Annotated in this window: 14 protein-coding genes; 3 read left to right on the top strand and 11 right to left on the bottom strand. The window is 71.1% G+C overall.

All coding sequences use genetic code 11. The annotated features are described in order from the left end of the window. Positions 1–114: 114 nt before the first annotated feature. The 4 genes from QBL25_RS14615 to QBL25_RS14600 all read right to left on the bottom strand — a co-directional run bounded on the left by QBL25_RS14615 (position 115) and on the right by QBL25_RS14600 (position 5696). Entirely contained in the window at positions 115–561 is a 447-nt protein-coding gene (locus tag QBL25_RS14615; RefSeq protein WP_409057474.1) for a DoxX family protein, read from the bottom strand. A 62-nt stretch (positions 562–623) separates the two neighbouring features. Continuing rightward, positions 624–2573: an FAD/NAD(P)-binding protein gene (locus QBL25_RS14610; RefSeq protein WP_409062651.1), complete on the bottom strand. Its 1950-nt coding sequence runs from the start codon at positions 2571–2573 to the stop codon at positions 624–626. A 610-nt stretch (positions 2574–3183) separates the two neighbouring features. Beyond that, the gene (locus tag QBL25_RS14605; RefSeq protein ID WP_409057473.1) at positions 3184–4932 is read right to left on the bottom strand and encodes an alkaline phosphatase D family protein; all 1749 of its coding nucleotides are present in this window, start codon (positions 4930–4932) and stop codon (positions 3184–3186) included. Between the two features lie 116 nt (positions 4933–5048). Next, positions 5049–5696 carry an HNH endonuclease family protein gene (locus QBL25_RS14600; RefSeq protein WP_409057472.1) on the bottom strand — a complete coding sequence of 216 codons (648 nt, stop codon included), beginning with the start codon at positions 5694–5696 and terminating at the stop codon, positions 5049–5051. 583 nt (positions 5697–6279) lie between these two features. On the opposite strand from QBL25_RS14600, the gene QBL25_RS14595 reads away from it, so the two are divergent. Both QBL25_RS14595 and QBL25_RS14590 read left to right on the top strand, forming a co-directional pair. Continuing rightward, positions 6280–6858 (top strand): TMEM165/GDT1 family protein, encoded by a 579-nt coding sequence (locus tag QBL25_RS14595; RefSeq protein WP_409057471.1) that lies wholly within the window; start codon positions 6280–6282, stop codon positions 6856–6858. Positions 6859–7131: 273 nt separating this feature from the next. Then, entirely contained in the window at positions 7132–7797 is a 666-nt protein-coding gene (locus tag QBL25_RS14590; RefSeq protein WP_409057470.1) for an HAD-IA family hydrolase, read from the top strand. Positions 7798–8104: 307 nt separating this feature from the next. Here the strand turns inward: QBL25_RS14590 and QBL25_RS14585 are convergent, their stop codons facing one another. After that, a complete protein-coding gene (locus QBL25_RS14585) occupies positions 8105–8686 on the bottom strand; it encodes a peptidoglycan-binding protein (protein WP_409057469.1) in 582 nt (193 codons plus the stop codon). Between the two features lie 946 nt (positions 8687–9632). Here QBL25_RS14585 and QBL25_RS14580 point away from each other — a divergent pair. Then, positions 9633–11708, top strand: coding sequence for a DHA2 family efflux MFS transporter permease subunit (locus QBL25_RS14580; RefSeq protein WP_409057468.1), 2076 nt, complete (start codon positions 9633–9635; stop codon positions 11706–11708). A gap of 189 nt (positions 11709–11897) precedes the next feature. Here QBL25_RS14580 and QBL25_RS14575 read toward each other — a convergent pair whose 3' ends face one another. From QBL25_RS14575 to QBL25_RS14550, 6 genes are all read right to left on the bottom strand, one after another. Continuing rightward, positions 11898–12470 carry a GNAT family N-acetyltransferase gene (locus tag QBL25_RS14575; protein ID WP_409062650.1) on the bottom strand — a complete coding sequence of 191 codons (573 nt, stop codon included), beginning with the start codon at positions 12468–12470 and terminating at the stop codon, positions 11898–11900. 46 nt (positions 12471–12516) lie between these two features. Continuing rightward, positions 12517–13158 (bottom strand): LysE family translocator, encoded by a 642-nt coding sequence (locus QBL25_RS14570; protein ID WP_409057467.1) that lies wholly within the window; start codon positions 13156–13158, stop codon positions 12517–12519. A gap of 136 nt (positions 13159–13294) precedes the next feature. Then, positions 13295–13717 (bottom strand): hypothetical protein, encoded by a 423-nt coding sequence (locus QBL25_RS14565; protein ID WP_409057466.1) that lies wholly within the window; start codon positions 13715–13717, stop codon positions 13295–13297. 197 nt (positions 13718–13914) lie between these two features. Then, complete coding sequence (locus QBL25_RS14560) at positions 13915–14244, bottom strand: antibiotic biosynthesis monooxygenase family protein (RefSeq protein ID WP_409057465.1); 330 nt, start codon at positions 14242–14244, stop codon at positions 13915–13917. Between the two features lie 92 nt (positions 14245–14336). Next, positions 14337–14666 (bottom strand): hypothetical protein, encoded by a 330-nt coding sequence (locus QBL25_RS14555; protein WP_409057464.1) that lies wholly within the window; start codon positions 14664–14666, stop codon positions 14337–14339. A gap of 150 nt (positions 14667–14816) precedes the next feature. Then, positions 14817–15233 carry a DUF1992 domain-containing protein gene (locus tag QBL25_RS14550; protein WP_409057463.1) on the bottom strand — a complete coding sequence of 139 codons (417 nt, stop codon included), beginning with the start codon at positions 15231–15233 and terminating at the stop codon, positions 14817–14819. Positions 15234–15323: the final 90 nt, after the last annotated feature.

Genomic DNA, 15323 nt, shown 5'->3' with positions numbered 1-15323 from the left:
CCGTCCTTCGTACGCGTACGAAGGACGGGGGCACCGCCACGTGAGGGTGTGCGCGTGGCGCATATGTACGTGGCGCGTATGTACGTGTGCGCGTGGCGCGTGTGCGCGTCCGTGTCAGGCGGCCACCGGCGTGCGCTCCGACGCCTTGTCCGCGCTCTCGCCGCGCGAGGCGAAGAGCCGGTCGAGGCCGAGCGCGCCCGAGCCGGTGAAGACGAGCAGGAGCATGGCCCAGCAGAAGATCGCGGAGGCCTCTCCGCCGTTCTGTAGCGGCCACAGGGCCTCGGGCTGGTGCACCTTGAAGTAGGCGTACGCCATCGAGCCGGACGAGATGAACGCCGCAGCGCGGGTGCCGAGGCCGAGGGCGACCAGTCCGCCGCCGACCAGCTGGATGACGGCCGCGTACCAGCCCGGCCAGGTGCCGGCGTCGACCGTGCCGCCGCCCATCGCGCCACCGAGGACGCCGAAGAGCGAGGCGGCGCCGTGGCAGGCGAAGAGCAGGCCTATGACTATGCGGAAAAGCCCGAGGGCATAGGGCTGGGCGCTGTTGAGACGTCCAGTCATGGTGGGGGACTCCTTCGGTTTTCGGGGACGGTAACCGAGCGGAGGCCCAAGGTTAGGGGAACCTAATCAATGCTTGCAAGTTCAACATCTGGCCATTCGGGAGATTCCGCTCTTCTCGCGGAGGGCACCGTTCCCCTCGGGGCGGTCGCCTCTTTCGCGCCCGCCGCCGTCCGCAGCACGGCCCGCGCCACCGCGTCCGCGTCCGACAAGGTCACCGAGTCGACGCCCGGCCTGGCCCCCGCCGCCGTCACCCAGTGCACGCCCTCGGTGGGCACCCCGAAGGCGAACCTCCGTGTGTGGGCACGGCCTTGACGGTCAATCAGGCGGTAAGGGCGGGGCGTGACGTCGAGGCCTCCGGTTTCGTAGCCGTCGACGACGTGGGCGCGGCACTGGCCGGTTCGCAGGAGCTGACCGAGCAGTTCGTCCGCGGTGCGCCGCACGTCCGGTTCGGGGAGCCGGGCCTCGATCACTGTGGTGACGGACACACCCGACCCCGGCACGTCCGGGGAGTGCGCGAGGTACGTCCCGTCCGGGGCGGGCCGCACGTCGAGACGCGGGCCGAGCACGTGGAGCACGCCCGCCTCGATCAGCGCCGTCATCTCCTCGACGCGGCGCCGGGGCGGGCCGATCGACAGGAAGGCGTTGAGAGGCGTGTACCAGCGGTCGAGGTGCTCACGGCGCGAGGTGCCGGACAGGCCGCCGTGGTCGAGGATCAGACGGAGTTCGTTGCGCAGGTCGCGCAGCACGTCCAGGGCGGACTTCAGCGGGCTCGCGACATTGCCGAGCGCGGCCTGCGCGGTGTCCTCGCGCAGATACGCGAGCAGCCAGGCGCGGAAGTCGTCCGGGGAGCGGAAGACACGGCCGGAATGCGGCTGCGCGAGCCGGTCCCACGACCAGCGCATGGCCTCGGGTATCCCGAACTCGTCCAGTACGAGGGTTTCTTGAGGGCTGCGGTGCGGCGCCGCGAGGAAGGCATCGCGGAAGTCGGCGACCGTCCGCCCGGGGGAGGAGGCGAGGCCCGCGCGGCAGTCCGCGTAACGGCCCGTGTAGTAGACCGTCTCCACCTCCTTCGCGACCAGTGGCCATATCTCGTCCAGGAAGTCCGGGGCGTCGCCGCTGTCCGCGCGCTTGCGGAAGCGGGCTATGACGTCGGGGGTGAGGACGAGCGGCTGATGACGTCCGTAAGGGCCCTTGGCGTTGTCGCCGCGCGCCTGATAGGGGATGCCGCGCCGCGACCCCGCGTACAGCTTCGGCTCGTGCCCCGACGGCCGGTAGCGCAGGCCGCCGTCCGGTGCCGCGGTGAAGCGTCCGCCGCGGCCCTCGGTCAGGAGCGCCATGTGGTCGAAGAAGTTCAGGCCGAGCCCGCGGAGCAGGACGCGCTCGCCGGGGGCGATGGCCGCCAGGTCCACGTCGGCCGGGTTGGCCGGCGGGATGTGGCGCAGGCCGTGCAGCGCCGCGTGCGCGGCGAGGTCCCGCTGCCCCGCGTCGTCGACCGTGGGGAGGTGGCCCTGGGCGAGCACGACGGCACTGAGGCCGGAGAGTTCACGGCCGCTGTCGAGCAGGAGGCTCTGGGCGCCGTCACCCGGCCCGTCGAGCCGCACGGCGCGGGCCGCGTGCACCTGGACCCGGACCGTTCCGGGGGCGCGGCGCAGGGTCTCGGTGAAGACCCACTCCAGGTAGCGGCCGTAGCAGGCGCGGGTCGGGTAGTCGTCGGGGCCGAGCCCCGGGGCGTGACCGGCGGCGGCCCACGCGTACAGGCTCGGGCCCGGTCTGATGGGCCCCGCGCAGTCGACGCTCTCGTCGGTGAAGAGGGTGACCTGCGAGGCGACCGTGTTCATGAGCAACCCGGCCGGCTGGGCGGTCCGCCAGACGCGCCCCGGCCCCGGGGGCGAGGGATCGACGACGTGGACCGTCAGCCGTGCCCCCGGCGGCAGGAGTTCGGCCGCGGAGGCGCAGAGCCGCTCCAGGACGCTCGTGCCACGGGGTCCCGCGCCTACGACGGCGATTGCTATGGCGCCTGCTGCGGTGCCTGCTGCGGTGCGTGCTCCGGCGACTGCTGCGGCGCCTGCTGTGTCGTGTTCCGGTTCCGGGGTGGCCGCTGCGGATGGTGCTGACAAGGGCGTGACTCCCGGGCAGGTGAGGGGGCGTGGGGGTGGGTGGGGGTGAGGTGACGTGGGGTGCGAGGGTGCGGGGGTGAGGCGTGTGGGGGCTGGGGCTGTGGGGTGTGTGGGGGCTATGGAAGCGGACGGTCCGCCTCATCATGCCGCCGGGGCGCCCGCGGGCGAACCCCGGAACGGAGGATCACCAGACGGGTGTGGCCTGTGTCACGTGAGACTTGTGGGGCGTCGGTCGCCTTTGCGGGGCTATGGGGAGGGGGGTGAGGAGAGGAGATGGTGAGAGGTCCGAGCCTCGCGCGCGGGACCGGATGCGACGGGTGCGACGGGTGGGACGGCTGTGGGTCTGGGGGCGGCGTGTGCGTGCGGGCCCGCGGGCCCGCGTGCGCGTGCCTACGGCCCTGCGTGCCTCGGTGTGTACCTGCGTGCGTTGCGGGGTGGGGGTGGCCGCTCCTGCTACCGCCGTCGCAGGCGCTGCGTATGACGGTTTTGGTCTGACGGCTGCGCCCTACGACAGCTTCGACTCCTGGGTCGTCTCCAGGCGTACGCCGACGCCCTTCACCACCCGCGCCTGATCGAGCCGGACCTCCGCCGACCGGCCCCGCAGGGTCAGCGTCATGAGCTGATTGCCGAACCAGGGGCCGCCCGTCTTGCGCCAGTTGATGGCGGCCCGCGTGATCCGTCCGTGCCGGACGAAGCGGCGGCCGAGAGCCCGGCCCACCCTGCTCCAGCCGAAGTGGAAGCCCAGCTTTATCGACGCCGGGATCGAATTGTGGACGGGGGAGCACGTCAGCTGAAGCACCCGGGCGTCGGGATCACGGCCACCCGGCCAACTGGGCTCCGCGATGTACGCGTGGTGGACGTCGCCGGACAGCACGCACACCGTCGCCGGTGCGTCCGGGCCCGTCCCCACCTCCGCGATCAGCGAGGTCAGCGCGTCGAAGGAGGCGGGGAACGCCGCCCAGTGCTCCAGGTCCGAGCGCCTGCGCAGGTTCTCGCCGAAGCGGGCCCAGCGCTCCCCGCGCTCACCGCGGCAGAGCGCGGCGTTCCAGCCCTCGGCGTCATGGATCAGGTGCGGCAGCAGCCAGGGCAGGGAGGTCCCGATGAGGAGATGGTCGAAGCCGCCCTTTCCGCTCCCGGCGCCCGCCCCGCCCTCGGAGATCGTGTCGCCCCCAGGGCTCGTGCCACCCCCGGCGCCCGTGCCGTCCCCGGCGCCCCCGCGCCCCAGGCCGTCGAGGGCCTGTTCGCGCAGCCAGCGGGCCTCCTCCGGGTCCACCATCGCGCGGTTCTGCTCGTCCAGGACGCGCGCCGCCCGGGTGTCGATCATGAGCAGGCGTACGCGGCCGAAGTCCCGGCGGTAGCTCCACCGGGTCGCCGCCGCGTCGGCGTCCGAGGCCGCGGCGAAGGTACGCAGCGCGTCCGTACCGTCCGGCGTCGCGCGCAGCTCGGCGTACAGCTCGTCGCGTTCCAGTTCGGCCGGCGGCAGATTGCCGAGGTGCTGGTAGACCCAGTACGACATCAGGCCGCTCAGCACGCGCTCGCGCCACCAGGGTGTCGCCCGCATCTCGGCGAGCCAGGACTCGCTGGTGTTCCAGTCGTCGATCACGTCGTGGTCGTCGAAGATCATGCAACTGGGCACGGTGGAGAGGAGCCAGCGCACCTCGGGGTCGAGCCACGATTCGTAGTAGAGGTGGGTGTACTCCTCGTAGTCCGCGACCTGGTCGCCCGGAGGGTCGTTCAGGTTCCGGCGGGCCGCGAGCCAGCGCCGCGTGGCCTCGGAGGTGTTGTCCGCGTACACCTGGTCGCCCAGGAGGAGCAGGACGTCCGGACGGTCGGCCGGGGTGCCGGTGGCTATGCGCGCCGCGAGGGTGTCCAGGGCGTCGGGTCCCACCGGGTCGTGCTCGTCGCTCGGCGGGGCGGCCCAGCGGCAGGACCCGAAGGTGACGCGCAGCGCCTCGTCGCCGCCTTCGCCCGGCGTGCGGATGGTGCTGGGCGGGAAGGGCGAGCCCGGCAGCGGCCACACGGGGGCGCCGCTGTCGCCGAGCCGCACCTCGTACGCCGTCTCCGTGCCGGGACGCAGTCCCGTGACGGGGATGAGCGCGTAGTGATGGCCCGCGATCTGGAACGTGTTCGCCGTGCCCTTGGAGCCGTCGGCACAGCGCACTTCGGCGCTGCAAGGGCGGTCGGTCTCGACCCAGACCGTCGCCGTCGAACCGTCGACATACCTCAGCAGTGGACCCAGGCGCAGCCGTGCCACGATGATCACTCTCCTCCGTCGCCCCGTACGGTACGGAACGACGGAGGCCGATGGGGAGGTTCCGGGGATTCCCGCTGGTTACAGGCCGGTTACCTGACGGCTCGCGGCCGGTGGCCTCAGCAGCCGGCGAGGATCGAGGACAGCTTGGTCTTCTCCGCCGCGTTCACCGTGAGGCTGTAGTGGTGCTTCACGTCCACCCACATCCGGGCGTAGTAGCAGTGGTACGACGTGGTCGGCGGCAGCCATTCCGCCGGGTCCTGGTCGCCCTTGCTCTGGTTGACGTTGTCGGTGACCGCGATCAGCTGCGGCCGGGTGAGGTCGTTGGCGAAACCTTCCCGCTGGGCGGTGGTCCAGCTGCTCGCGCCGGACTTCCAGGCCTCGGAGAGCGGGACGACGTGGTCGATGTCCACGTCGGACGCCGCAGTCCAGGTGCCGCCGTCGTAGGGGGACTTCCAGGTGCCCGACGTGGCCGCGCAGCTGGAGTCCTGCTGGACGTTCGTGCCGTCGCGCTTGAGGACGACCTCGCGGGTGTTGCAGGCGCCGGACTGGGTCTTCCAGTGCGGGAACTTGTCGCGGCTGTAGCCGTCGGACGAGCCCTCGGCCTTCTCGGTGAGCTGCCCCAGGTAGGTGCGGGCGGTGGCGGCGGAGACCGGGGCCGGGGGTGCGGCCTGGGCGGGGGCGCCGGTGAGGAGGGCCGCCCCGGAGGCGAGCGCGGTCAGGGCGGTGAGAGTGACGAGGCGTCGACGCGCGTAGACAGCGGACATGCGAACTCCCTTGACGTGGGGGGAAATTGGCCGTTGGGGCGGCCATGCTGACGCGGTGGGGTTTCCTGCGGATGTGCGTCAAGTGACAGGGTCGCGTCAATCAGGTGGTCAGTTCAAGAGTTCTGGCGCCGTGTCATGTCCGTTCGTGTGTGCGGAAGTTGACGGAGGGGGCCAAAAGGGCGGGGGTGGGGCGCTGTGGCGGGGCGATGGGTAGTGGGTCGTGGGTGGTGAGGTTCTGGGGTGGCGGGGGAGCGTCGGAGGGGAGTGTGGCCGCTTTCGGGGAGTGGTGCGGGTCACTTCCCGGGAGGGGCGAAAGGCCCTGGTCCGGGCCGCGCGGGCGTCCCGTAGGATGGATGGCGCAGAAGGGGAGTAGCTCTTCGCCGGACCGTCGACATACTGCTCAGCTCGCCTGAGCCGGCGCCCGGAGGCGGGCCCCGTCATCGACGTGGTCGGCCAGCGAGACCTTCGGCAAGCAGTGCCCGACGTACATGACCGTGTACGTCCGTGTGTGCTGCCGTGCCGAGGTGTCGTACGTGATGTACAGATTGCTCTCGGTGGGGCGGCCCTGACCGATTGAGGAACCTTGATCAGCATCAGCGTGATGGCGCTCGTCTTCGGCGTCGTCTTCCTTGCCGAACTCCCGGACAAGACAGCGCTGGCCGGGCTCGTCCTCGGGACGCGCTACCGCGCCTCGTACGTCTTCGTCGGGGTCGCGGCCGCCTTCGTCGTCCATGTCGTGCTCGCCGTGGCGGCGGGCAGCGTGCTGACGCTCCTACCGCAGCAGCTGCTGCACGCGCTCACCGGCGTCCTCTTCCTCGGCGGCGCGGCGATGCTGCTCCTGAAGGGCGGGGACGACGAGGAAGAGGTCCGCGAACCCAAGGACCAGAGCTTCTGGAAGGTCTCCGGCGCGGGATTCATGCTGATCCTGGTCGCGGAGTTCGGTGACCTGACGCAGATCATGACGGCGAACCTGGCCGCGCGGTACGACGACCCGCTCTCCGTGGGTCTCGGCGCGGTGCTCGCGCTCTGGGCGGTCGCCGGTCTCGGCATCGTCGGCGGAAAGGCACTGATGAAGCGGGTACCGCTGTCGCTCATCACCAAGATCGCGGCGCTCCTGATGACGGCGCTCGGCGTGTGGAGCCTGTACGAGGCGATTGCCTGACGCGCTGCGGTGGTGCGGCGCTGCGCCGACTCGCATGATCTCCCGGCCCCGCCGAATGCGTTGAATTGCCTGAGGTGTCCCTTAGGTGTGCTTGAGGTGCCTTGTAAGGCTGTGACCTGCGGTGCTGGCGTCTGATGGCCCCTTTTTGTATCGTGGAGGAACAAAGTGGCTCCGCCCGTGTTCCCTGACCGGCGGGCGGAGCCGCCTTGATTTTTTTCGTACGGAATTCCTTCCTCCGCCCGTGCCTCTCCCTCTGTGCTCTGGAGTACGTCGATGACGGCCGAGACTGCCCCTGTACTGACCGCCCGAGCCCTCCTCCTGGACATGGACGGGACGCTCGTCAACTCGGACGCCGTGGTCGAGCGCTGCTGGCGGCGGTGGTCCGACAAGCACGGGCTCGACTTCGACGAGGTCATCAAGGTCGTCCACGGGCGGCAGGGGTACGCGTCGATGGCCGTGCTGCTGCCGGAGCGGGACATGGAGGAGAACTACGCGGAGAACCGCGAGATGCTGGTCGCCGAGACCGCGGACATGGAGGGTGTCGTTCCCGTGCCGGGAGCCGCCGCCTTCCTGGCCTCGCTCCAGGGGCTCCCGCACGCGCTCGTGACGTCCGCCGACGTGCCCCTGTCCACCGGGCGCATGGCCGCGGCCGGTCTTTCCCTGCCCGCCGTGCGGATAACCGCCGAGAGCGTGGGGGCGAGCAAGCCCGACCCCGAGGGATTTCTCAAGGGGGCCGCCGAGCTGGGCTTCGACCCCGCCGACTGCATCGTGTTCGAGGACTCCGGGGCGGGCATAGCCGCGGGGCTGGCGGCGGGCATGCGGGTCGTGGGGATAGGCCCCCGGGCCGGGGAGTACGGGCCCACCGTGCATGTCGGCGATCTGACGGAGGTACGGGTGGAGGCGGTGGCCGGGGGAGGGCTTCGGCTCCACTTCGGCTGATTTTTTCTGGCCGGGGGGCCTGGGATTTTGGGTCTCGGGGTCTCGGGGCTTCGGGGGGTTGAGGGGTTGAGGGGATTGGAGCCCTGGGACCTTGGGGGCCTGGGGCTTTAGGGCTCTGAGGGGCTTGGGGTGTTGGGGCCCGCTTGGCTCCTGCTCCAAGGTCCCTGCGGGCTTTTCGGCGCCTCGCACCTTGCGGTGCGAGGCGCCTTGGCTTTTCCTCTGCCGCCTGCCGCCTGCCGCCTGCTCCTCCTGAGGGGGCGGGTGGGCAGTCTGAGCGGGCAGCCGCAGGGGGGCGGTGCCCCCTGTCCTACGGCTCCCTCGTCTCCGCCTCCAAGGCCTCCCGGGTCTCCCTGCCGTAGACGCCCTCGCCGTCGCGTTGCGTCCCCCGGGCGTACTGGAAGCGGGCCACCGCGTCCGCGACCTCCCTGGTGTACGTGCCGTGGGGCTCGCCCAGGTACAGGTACAGCTGCCGCAGGCGTTGCTGGAGTTCCTCGACCTCCGGGCCCCTGTCCCCGCGGCGCAGGACACCGCCGGACTTCGGTTCCGACGGCTCCACCGAACCCGTGGCCCGTGCCGTCGAGCGGCTCGGCGGCGGGGTGGACCGCGGCTTGCGCGAGGCCGTGCGGGACGCGGACGGAGAAGGGCTCGCCTCCCGCGACGGTGACGCCGACGAGGGTGCGGGAGCGGACGAGGGAGCGGCGGGCGACGGAGAAGCCGACGCCGACTTCGAAGGCTCGGTGGCGGAATCGGACGGGGCCGTCACCGCGCGCGTGGGCACGTCAGGCAGGGCCTCGTCCCGTTGCGGCTTGTCGGGCGAGAGCAGGACCGCCGCGAGTACTGCGACGGCCACCACGGCCGCCCCGGCGCCCATCGCCGCGTACAGGCCCACACGGCGACCGCCTCGACCATCTCGACCATCTCGATCGTCTCGACCGCCCCGACCGCGCCCGCCGCGCCGCCGGGGTCCCGGTTCGTCGTCGTACGGCAGGTCGTCGTACGGCAGAGGGAGCGGATCCCCGCCCTGCGAGGAGAGCCCCCGGCCCTGCAAGCCCTGCAAGCCCAAGCCCGGGGAGCCTGCAGGGCCCGTAGAGCCCGTAGAGCCCGAGAAGCCAGACGCGCCGGACCCGCCAGCTGCGCCCCCCGCCCCCGCCTCGAACAGCCCCACATCCGCCGACCGTGGCGGAGTCGCCGCTTCCGGCGGGAGAACGGTCGAGGGGGTCGCCGGCCCCGACCCCAGCCGTAGCCCAGACGCCACCGCGTCCCCGGGACTGCCGTCCCCGGGACTGCCGTCCCCGGGACTGCCGTCCCCGGGACTGCCGTCCCCGGGACTGCCGTACCCGGGAGTGCCATCCCCGGAAGAGCCGTGCCCGGCATCCGCGCCCGGCCCCCCAGCGCCACTCGCACCGCCCCCAGGCTCCGCGAGCGTCACGTACGGACGGATCCGCAGCGGATCGAAGTCTCCCGCGGCGGCCGCGTCCGCGGACCGAACGGCCCTTGCCGCGTCGGCGGCCCGCTCCGTACAGCCGCAGGCGGGCCCGCCGCCCGGCGCGCGAGACGTACCGCACTCCGGGCATCGCTGACCGTCCCGGGCGTCACCGCCGGGCACGTCGTCCCCGCCGGCACCCCCAGTGCCGCCCTCGCCGTCCTCGCCGCCCGCACGGCCGTCCGCATGGTTTTCGCTGCTGCTCACTCTTCGTACCCCACCCCTAGAGAACTCCAGCGATTATGCAGACCCTCGTTTCAACAGGCCATAACGGGTCACACGCACCAGGATGGATAGGGAGGAGCCCGGCGCGTGAGGTCGCGAGACCCGCGCGAGCCCTCAGGAGGTGTCCATGACTCAGGACGTCAGCGCCCGCCCCGCGGGGCCGGGGCCGGAGCCGGGTCCCGCTCCCGGGCCGCCGGAGACGCACGCGCACGGCGGCGTACTGGTCTCCATCGGCGCGTTGCTGCTCGGCATGCTGCTCGCCGCCCTCGACCAGACCATCGTCTCGACCGCGCTGCCCACCATCGTCAGCGAACTCGGCGGCATGGAGCACCTCTCCTGGGTGGTCACCGCGTATCTGCTCGCCGCGACGGCCGCGACACCGCTGTGGGGCAAGCTCGGCGACCAGTACGGCCGCAAGAAGCTGTTCCAGCTGGCCATCGTGATCTTCCTGATCAGCTCGGCGCTCTGCGGCATGGCGCAGAACATGCCGCAGCTCATCGGCTTCCGCGCGCTCCAGGGCATCGGCGGCGGCGGGCTGATGGTCCTGTCGATGGCGATCGTCGGCGACATCGTCTCGCCGCGTGAACGCGGCAAGTACCAGGGCCTGTTCGGCGCGGTCTTCGGCGCCACGAGCGTCCTGGGGCCGCTGCTCGGCGGCCTCTTCACCGAGCATCTCAGCTGGCGCTGGGTCTTCTACGTCAACCTGCCCATCGGCGTCGTGGCGCTCGTCGTCATCGCCGCCGCCCTGCACATCCCGGTGCGCTCGCAGAAGCACGTCATCGACTACCTCGGCACCTTCCTGATCGCCGCCGTCGCCACCTGTCTCGTCCTCGTCGCCTCGCTCGGCGGCACCACCTGGGCGTGGGGATCGCCGCAGATCATCGCGCTCGCCGTGCTCGGCGTCGTGCTCGCCGTGGTCTTCGTGGCCATCGAGCGCAGGGCGGCCGAGCCGGTCATCCCGATGAAACTGTTCCGGGTCAGGACGTTCACGCTCTCCGCGATCATCAGCTTCGTGGTCGGCTTCGCGATGTTCGGGGCGATGACCTATCTGCCGACGTTCCTCCAGGTCGTGCAGGGCGTCTCGCCGACGATGTCGGGCGTGCACATGCTGCCGATGGTGATCGGCATGCTGATCTCGTCGACCGCGTCCGGCCAGATCGTCAGCCGTACGGGCCGCTGGAAGGTGTTCCCGGTCGCGGGCACCGGCGTCACGGCCCTCGGCCTGCTCCTGCTCCACCAGCTCGACGAGAACAGCTCCACGGGTGAGATGAGCGCCTACTTCTTCGTCTTCGGCTTCGGGCTCGGCCTGGTCATGCAGGTCCTTGTCCTGATCGTGCAGAACGCGGTGCCGTACGGGGATCTGGGCGTCGCCACGTCCGGCGCGACGTTCTTCCGGTCCATCGGAGCCTCGTTCGGTGTCGCGATCTTCGGCACGATCTTCGCCAACCGCCTCGTCACCAAGCTCTCCGACGCCGTCGCCGGCCAGGACCTGCCGCCCGGCGTCAGCGCGGACTCCCTCACGGCGGACCCGCGGGGCATCGCCGAACTCCCGCCGACGCTGCGGCCCGACGTGATCCACGCGTACGCCTCGTCCATCACCGACGTCTTCCTGTACGCGGCGCCGGTGGCCCTGATCGCCTTCGTCCTGGCCTGGTTCCTGCGCGAGGACAAGCTGCGGGGCTCGGTCACCGCGCCGGATCCGACGCAGACGCTCGCCAGCAATCCCGTCGAGCGTTCGTCGTACGACGAGGTGGCGCGGGCGCTCTCGGTCCTCGGGACGCGGGAGGGGCGCCGGGAGATCTACGTGCGCATCACCGAGCGGGCGGGTTACGACCTGCTGCCCGCCGCCAGTTGGCTCCTGCTGCGGATCAGCCGCCACGGCCACGTGGAACCGGCGACGCTGGCCGAGCGCAGCGCCGTACCCCTCTCCGTGATCACGGCGGCGTCCCGCCAGATCGAGGAGCGCAGGCTCGCCCGGCGCCAGGGCATGGGCCTGTCGCTGACCGACGAGGGGCGAGCGGTGGTCACCAAGCTGGCCAAGGCCCGCGAGGAGTCCCTGGCCGAGCTGCTGGGCGACTGGTGGGGCCCGGACCGGCCCACCGACCTCGTACAACTCGTCGAGGAACTCGGCGCCGAGATGTGCGGCTCGGACGCGGAACGGCCGCACGACGGTAAGCCGGCACAGCGCGGGGTGGCGGCCTGAGCGGCGCCGCCATCTCGCCCGGGGGTTGCCCTTGCTGGGGCATTGGGGCATTGGGGCAGTCGGGGGGCGAGCAGTTGGGGGGTCGGGCGATCGGTCGGGCGGGAGGTCAGGGCATCGGTCGCGCGGGAGCCCAGGCGGTCGGTCGCGCGGGAGGTCAGGCGATCGGTCGCGCGGGCCGCTCCACGAAACTCAACCCCCGGTCGGCGCAAGCCTCTTGGCGAACCAGCACTCGGCGTACATCCGCTCGGTGAGCGGCTCGCACTCCTCGTAGCCGTGGCGGGCGTAGAGCGCTCTGGCCTCGACCAGGTCCAGGCGGGTGTCGAGGATGAGGCGCTCTGCGCCGAGCGCGCGGGCGGCGTCCTCGGCGACGGCGAGGAGGAGCGTGGCGCCGCCCTTGCCGCGCAGGTCCTCGCGGAGGAAGACCCGCTTGAGCTCGGCGGTGCGCAGGCCCTTCAGCTCGCCCATGAACCGCACCCCGGCCGTTCCCGCGGGCTCGCCTTCGTGACGGGCGACGAGGAGTACGCCGGTGGGCGGGCGCAGGTCGTCGCCCGTCTCCGCGGCGATCTCGCGCTCCAGCTCGTCGGGCGCGGTCCTGCGCCCCTCGTGGAGGAGGTAGTACCGGTCGCTGACCTCCGTGTAGTACGCACGCCAGAGCGCCGCGGCCACGGGGGAGCCGACGGCTTCGGGCGCGACGGTCCAGGAGGAGGACGCGACGGACGAGGAAGCACCGTCGGAGGCCGCAGCACTGCGGTCGATACGCATCATGGACGCCATTCTCGGGACATGACGGCCCTGCTCCGCAAGCGAATTAGGAGTCCTTGCGCCCGGTGGCCGCGACGCTCACGCCGAGCCCGATCATGGTGAGTCCACCGACCCCGCCGATCATCGACAGGCGTCGGGGGGAGTCGGCGAACCAGCCGCGCGCGGTGGCCGCGACCAGGCCCCACGCGCTGTCGGACGCCAGGGCGATGGCGTTGAAGACGAGGCCGAGCACCAGCATTTGCAGGGCGACGTGGCCTTGATCGCGGTCGACGAAGTGCGGCAGGACGGCGGCGAAGAACACGATGGTCTTGGGGTTGGCGACGCCGACCGCGAACCCCTCCCACAGGGTACGGAACCCACTGCGGGCGGGACCTTCACCGCTGAACGCGGCGTGCAGCGAGCCGCGTTGGCGCACCGCCTTGACCCCCAGATACACCAGATAGGCGGCGCCCAGCAGCTTCAGGGCGGTGAAGACGGCGACCGAGCGCTCGACCACGGATCCGACGCCGAGCGCGACGGCCACGACGAGCACGTACGCCCCGAGCGTGTTCCCCACCACGGAGGTCAGCGCGGCCCGGCGCCCCTGCGCCAGCGCCCGCCCGATCACGAACAGGACGCTGGGCCCGGGAACGACGATGAGCAGGAACGACATGGCCGCAAAAGCGAACACCCGATCGACGGACATCATCCCTCCATGCCACCACGCCCGCCCCGCGAATCGGTACCGCTTTTCCCGGGCGACTGTCTCCGCCATCCGGCTATCGCCCTATCCGGCTCTCGGGCTATCCGCCCCTATCCGCCTATCCGCCTATCCGCCTATCCGCCTACGAGGCGGGAGACAGCACCTTGATGGAATCCACCTGCAACTCCGGCGCGGCCGTCTCGCCTCCGATCTGGTTCTCGTACTCGATGGAACCACGCACCTCGACCTTGGCCGTGAAGCTGTCATCGGCCACGATCTTCGCGAACGCCTTTTCATCCCCGGTCAGAACGGTGTTGGTCGGGTACTCGTAGGCATAGGAGTGCCGAATACCGTCGACGTCGGCGCGCAGGGCCTCCGCGCCCGTTGCCGCATCGGACTGCGTGACGACTCCGTACACGACGTACCGCTCACCCGCGTGCGCATCGGGGTCCTTGGCGATCAGTGCCCATTCGCGTGCGGTCAGCGTTTCGTAAGTCGCGGTGGGTGCCGACCGTGCAGCTTGATGCGACATAGCCGGCAGGGCGAGTGCTGCTCTCACCGGCATGCGCGCTCGTATGCCCCTCTACGCACGCGCCCCGCATCCGGATGAATCCAGAGGCGGGGCAAGGTCACTGCGAGCGGAGAGGTGGCAGGCGGACACGATCAGCGCCGTGGTGAATCGACCGATGACGTGGGTGGGTAGGTGGCGGGCGGTGCGCTTTTTTCCCATACCGCCCGGTGATGAGCTACCCGTTGTGAGAACTATTCGCCCTTGGGTGACGCCTGCTGGACGACCTCGAAGGACCACACCGCGGCGCTGCTCGACGCGGGCTTGGGGCGCTCTTCGCCGCCTGCGCCGCCGCCCTGGTGCGCCGACTTCATCGGGCCCTCCATCCACGCCTGGAAGGACTCCTCGTCACGCCAGCGCGTGTAGACCAGGTAGTCGTCGGTGCCCTCGATGGGGCGCAGAAGCTCGAACCACTCGAAGCCGTCGGAGTTCTCGACGGCGCCGGCGCGGGACGCGAAGCGCTTCTCGAGGGTTTCCCGCTGTTCGGCGGGGACGGTCAGGACATTGATCTTGACGATGCTCATGCACTCATCCTGCCGCAAGGGCGGAAAGGGCGGACGGTCACCTTGAGGCACCCGGGGGGCGTGGCGGCTGGCGCGGTGGGGGTGGGGCGTTGTTAGGACGGTGTACGGGTGGGCCGCGTCGACGAACTCGGTTTGTCGGGTGAGGTCGGGCGGTCCGTGAAGAGGGTGAGGTGCCAGGTGCCGTTCCTCTTTACGACGCTGAACGTCTCACGGGTGTTCTTGCCGGACTTCTCCTGTGCCGTCAGCTTCACCGATCCGACGTCGGGGCCCATGTCCAGGTCGATGTCGATCTTCTTGACCGACAGCCCCCGGCCGCCCTTGTCGGCGAGGATCCGGCGGGCCTCGTCGCGGGCACGGGCGTCGTCCGGTACGCCGCCCACGTCGATCAGCCGGTCCGCGTCGCGGGTGTTCAGCGCCGTCACGTACGACTCGACCGCCTTGCGGGCTGACTCTTTTGGGGGCGGGGCGCTCTCGGCGTCTGTTCCTGAGGTGCAGGACGACAAGAGGGTCGTCGCGAGGAGCGCTGCGGCCAGGGCTGTCGATCGTGCTGGGGGGCGTCTGGGCATGGTGGCCTATGTGGTCCTGTTCTCGTGGTGGGTGCGCCACTGGTGGGCCACCTTGTCCACGTCGAAGGGCTTCAGGCCCAGGGGCGGGCCCGGAGGCGGCATGCGCAGGGCCTCGCGGATCTTGGCGTTGAGGTCCGTCACCAATCTGCGGGCCGCTTGCTCGGACGGGGCGTCGGGCGCCGCGGCCAGGACGTCCTCGGCCTCCTTGCGCAGGGCGAGTGTCGGGGGCAGGTGGGAGAGGCCCTCGCGGGCCATCTTCTGCTTGATCCACCACTGCTCGTCGTACGAGGCGGTGTCGAGGCCCCGCGGAAGCGGCTTGCCGCGGCCCGGCAGCGTGGCGAAGTCGCCCCGCTCCTCCGCCGCACGGATCTGCTGGTCGATCCACGACTCGAAGGTGACTTCCGGTGGCTTCCGTTCGGTCATGGGTTCATTGTTCCAAGGGCCCGTGCTTTCGCGCGAGGGGCGCTTTAGGATGCGGCGGCGCGGTGTGGAACGCGGGAGTGGCCTGAAACG

It is taken from the genome of Streptomyces sp. SYP-A7185 (assembly GCF_046103685.1).
GTDB lineage: Bacteria > Actinomycetota > Actinomycetes > Streptomycetales > Streptomycetaceae > Streptomyces.
The sequence above is the reverse complement of the archived record's forward strand: the minus strand, read 5'-3'. Positions and strand labels throughout refer to the sequence as shown.

Coding starts and splice junctions, on each gene's coding strand:
- QBL25_RS14570 (WP_409057467.1), bottom strand. CDS start 13,158: ATGATGTCCGTCGATCGGGTGTTCGCTTTTGCGGCCATGTCGTTCCTG.
- QBL25_RS14590 (WP_409057470.1), top strand. CDS start 7,132: ATGACGGCCGAGACTGCCCCTGTACTGACCGCCCGAGCCCTCCTCCTG.
- QBL25_RS14580 (WP_409057468.1), top strand. CDS start 9,633: ATGACTCAGGACGTCAGCGCCCGCCCCGCGGGGCCGGGGCCGGAGCCG.
- QBL25_RS14615 (WP_409057474.1), bottom strand. CDS start 561: ATGACTGGACGTCTCAACAGCGCCCAGCCCTATGCCCTCGGGCTTTTC.
- QBL25_RS14600 (WP_409057472.1), bottom strand. CDS start 5,696: ATGTCCGCTGTCTACGCGCGTCGACGCCTCGTCACTCTCACCGCCCTG.
- QBL25_RS14550 (WP_409057463.1), bottom strand. CDS start 15,233: ATGACCGAACGGAAGCCACCGGAAGTCACCTTCGAGTCGTGGATCGAC.
- QBL25_RS14565 (WP_409057466.1), bottom strand. CDS start 13,717: ATGCCGGTGAGAGCAGCACTCGCCCTGCCGGCTATGTCGCATCAAGCT.
- QBL25_RS14575 (WP_409062650.1), bottom strand. CDS start 12,470: ATGCGTATCGACCGCAGTGCTGCGGCCTCCGACGGTGCTTCCTCGTCC.
- QBL25_RS14560 (WP_409057465.1), bottom strand. CDS start 14,244: ATGAGCATCGTCAAGATCAATGTCCTGACCGTCCCCGCCGAACAGCGG.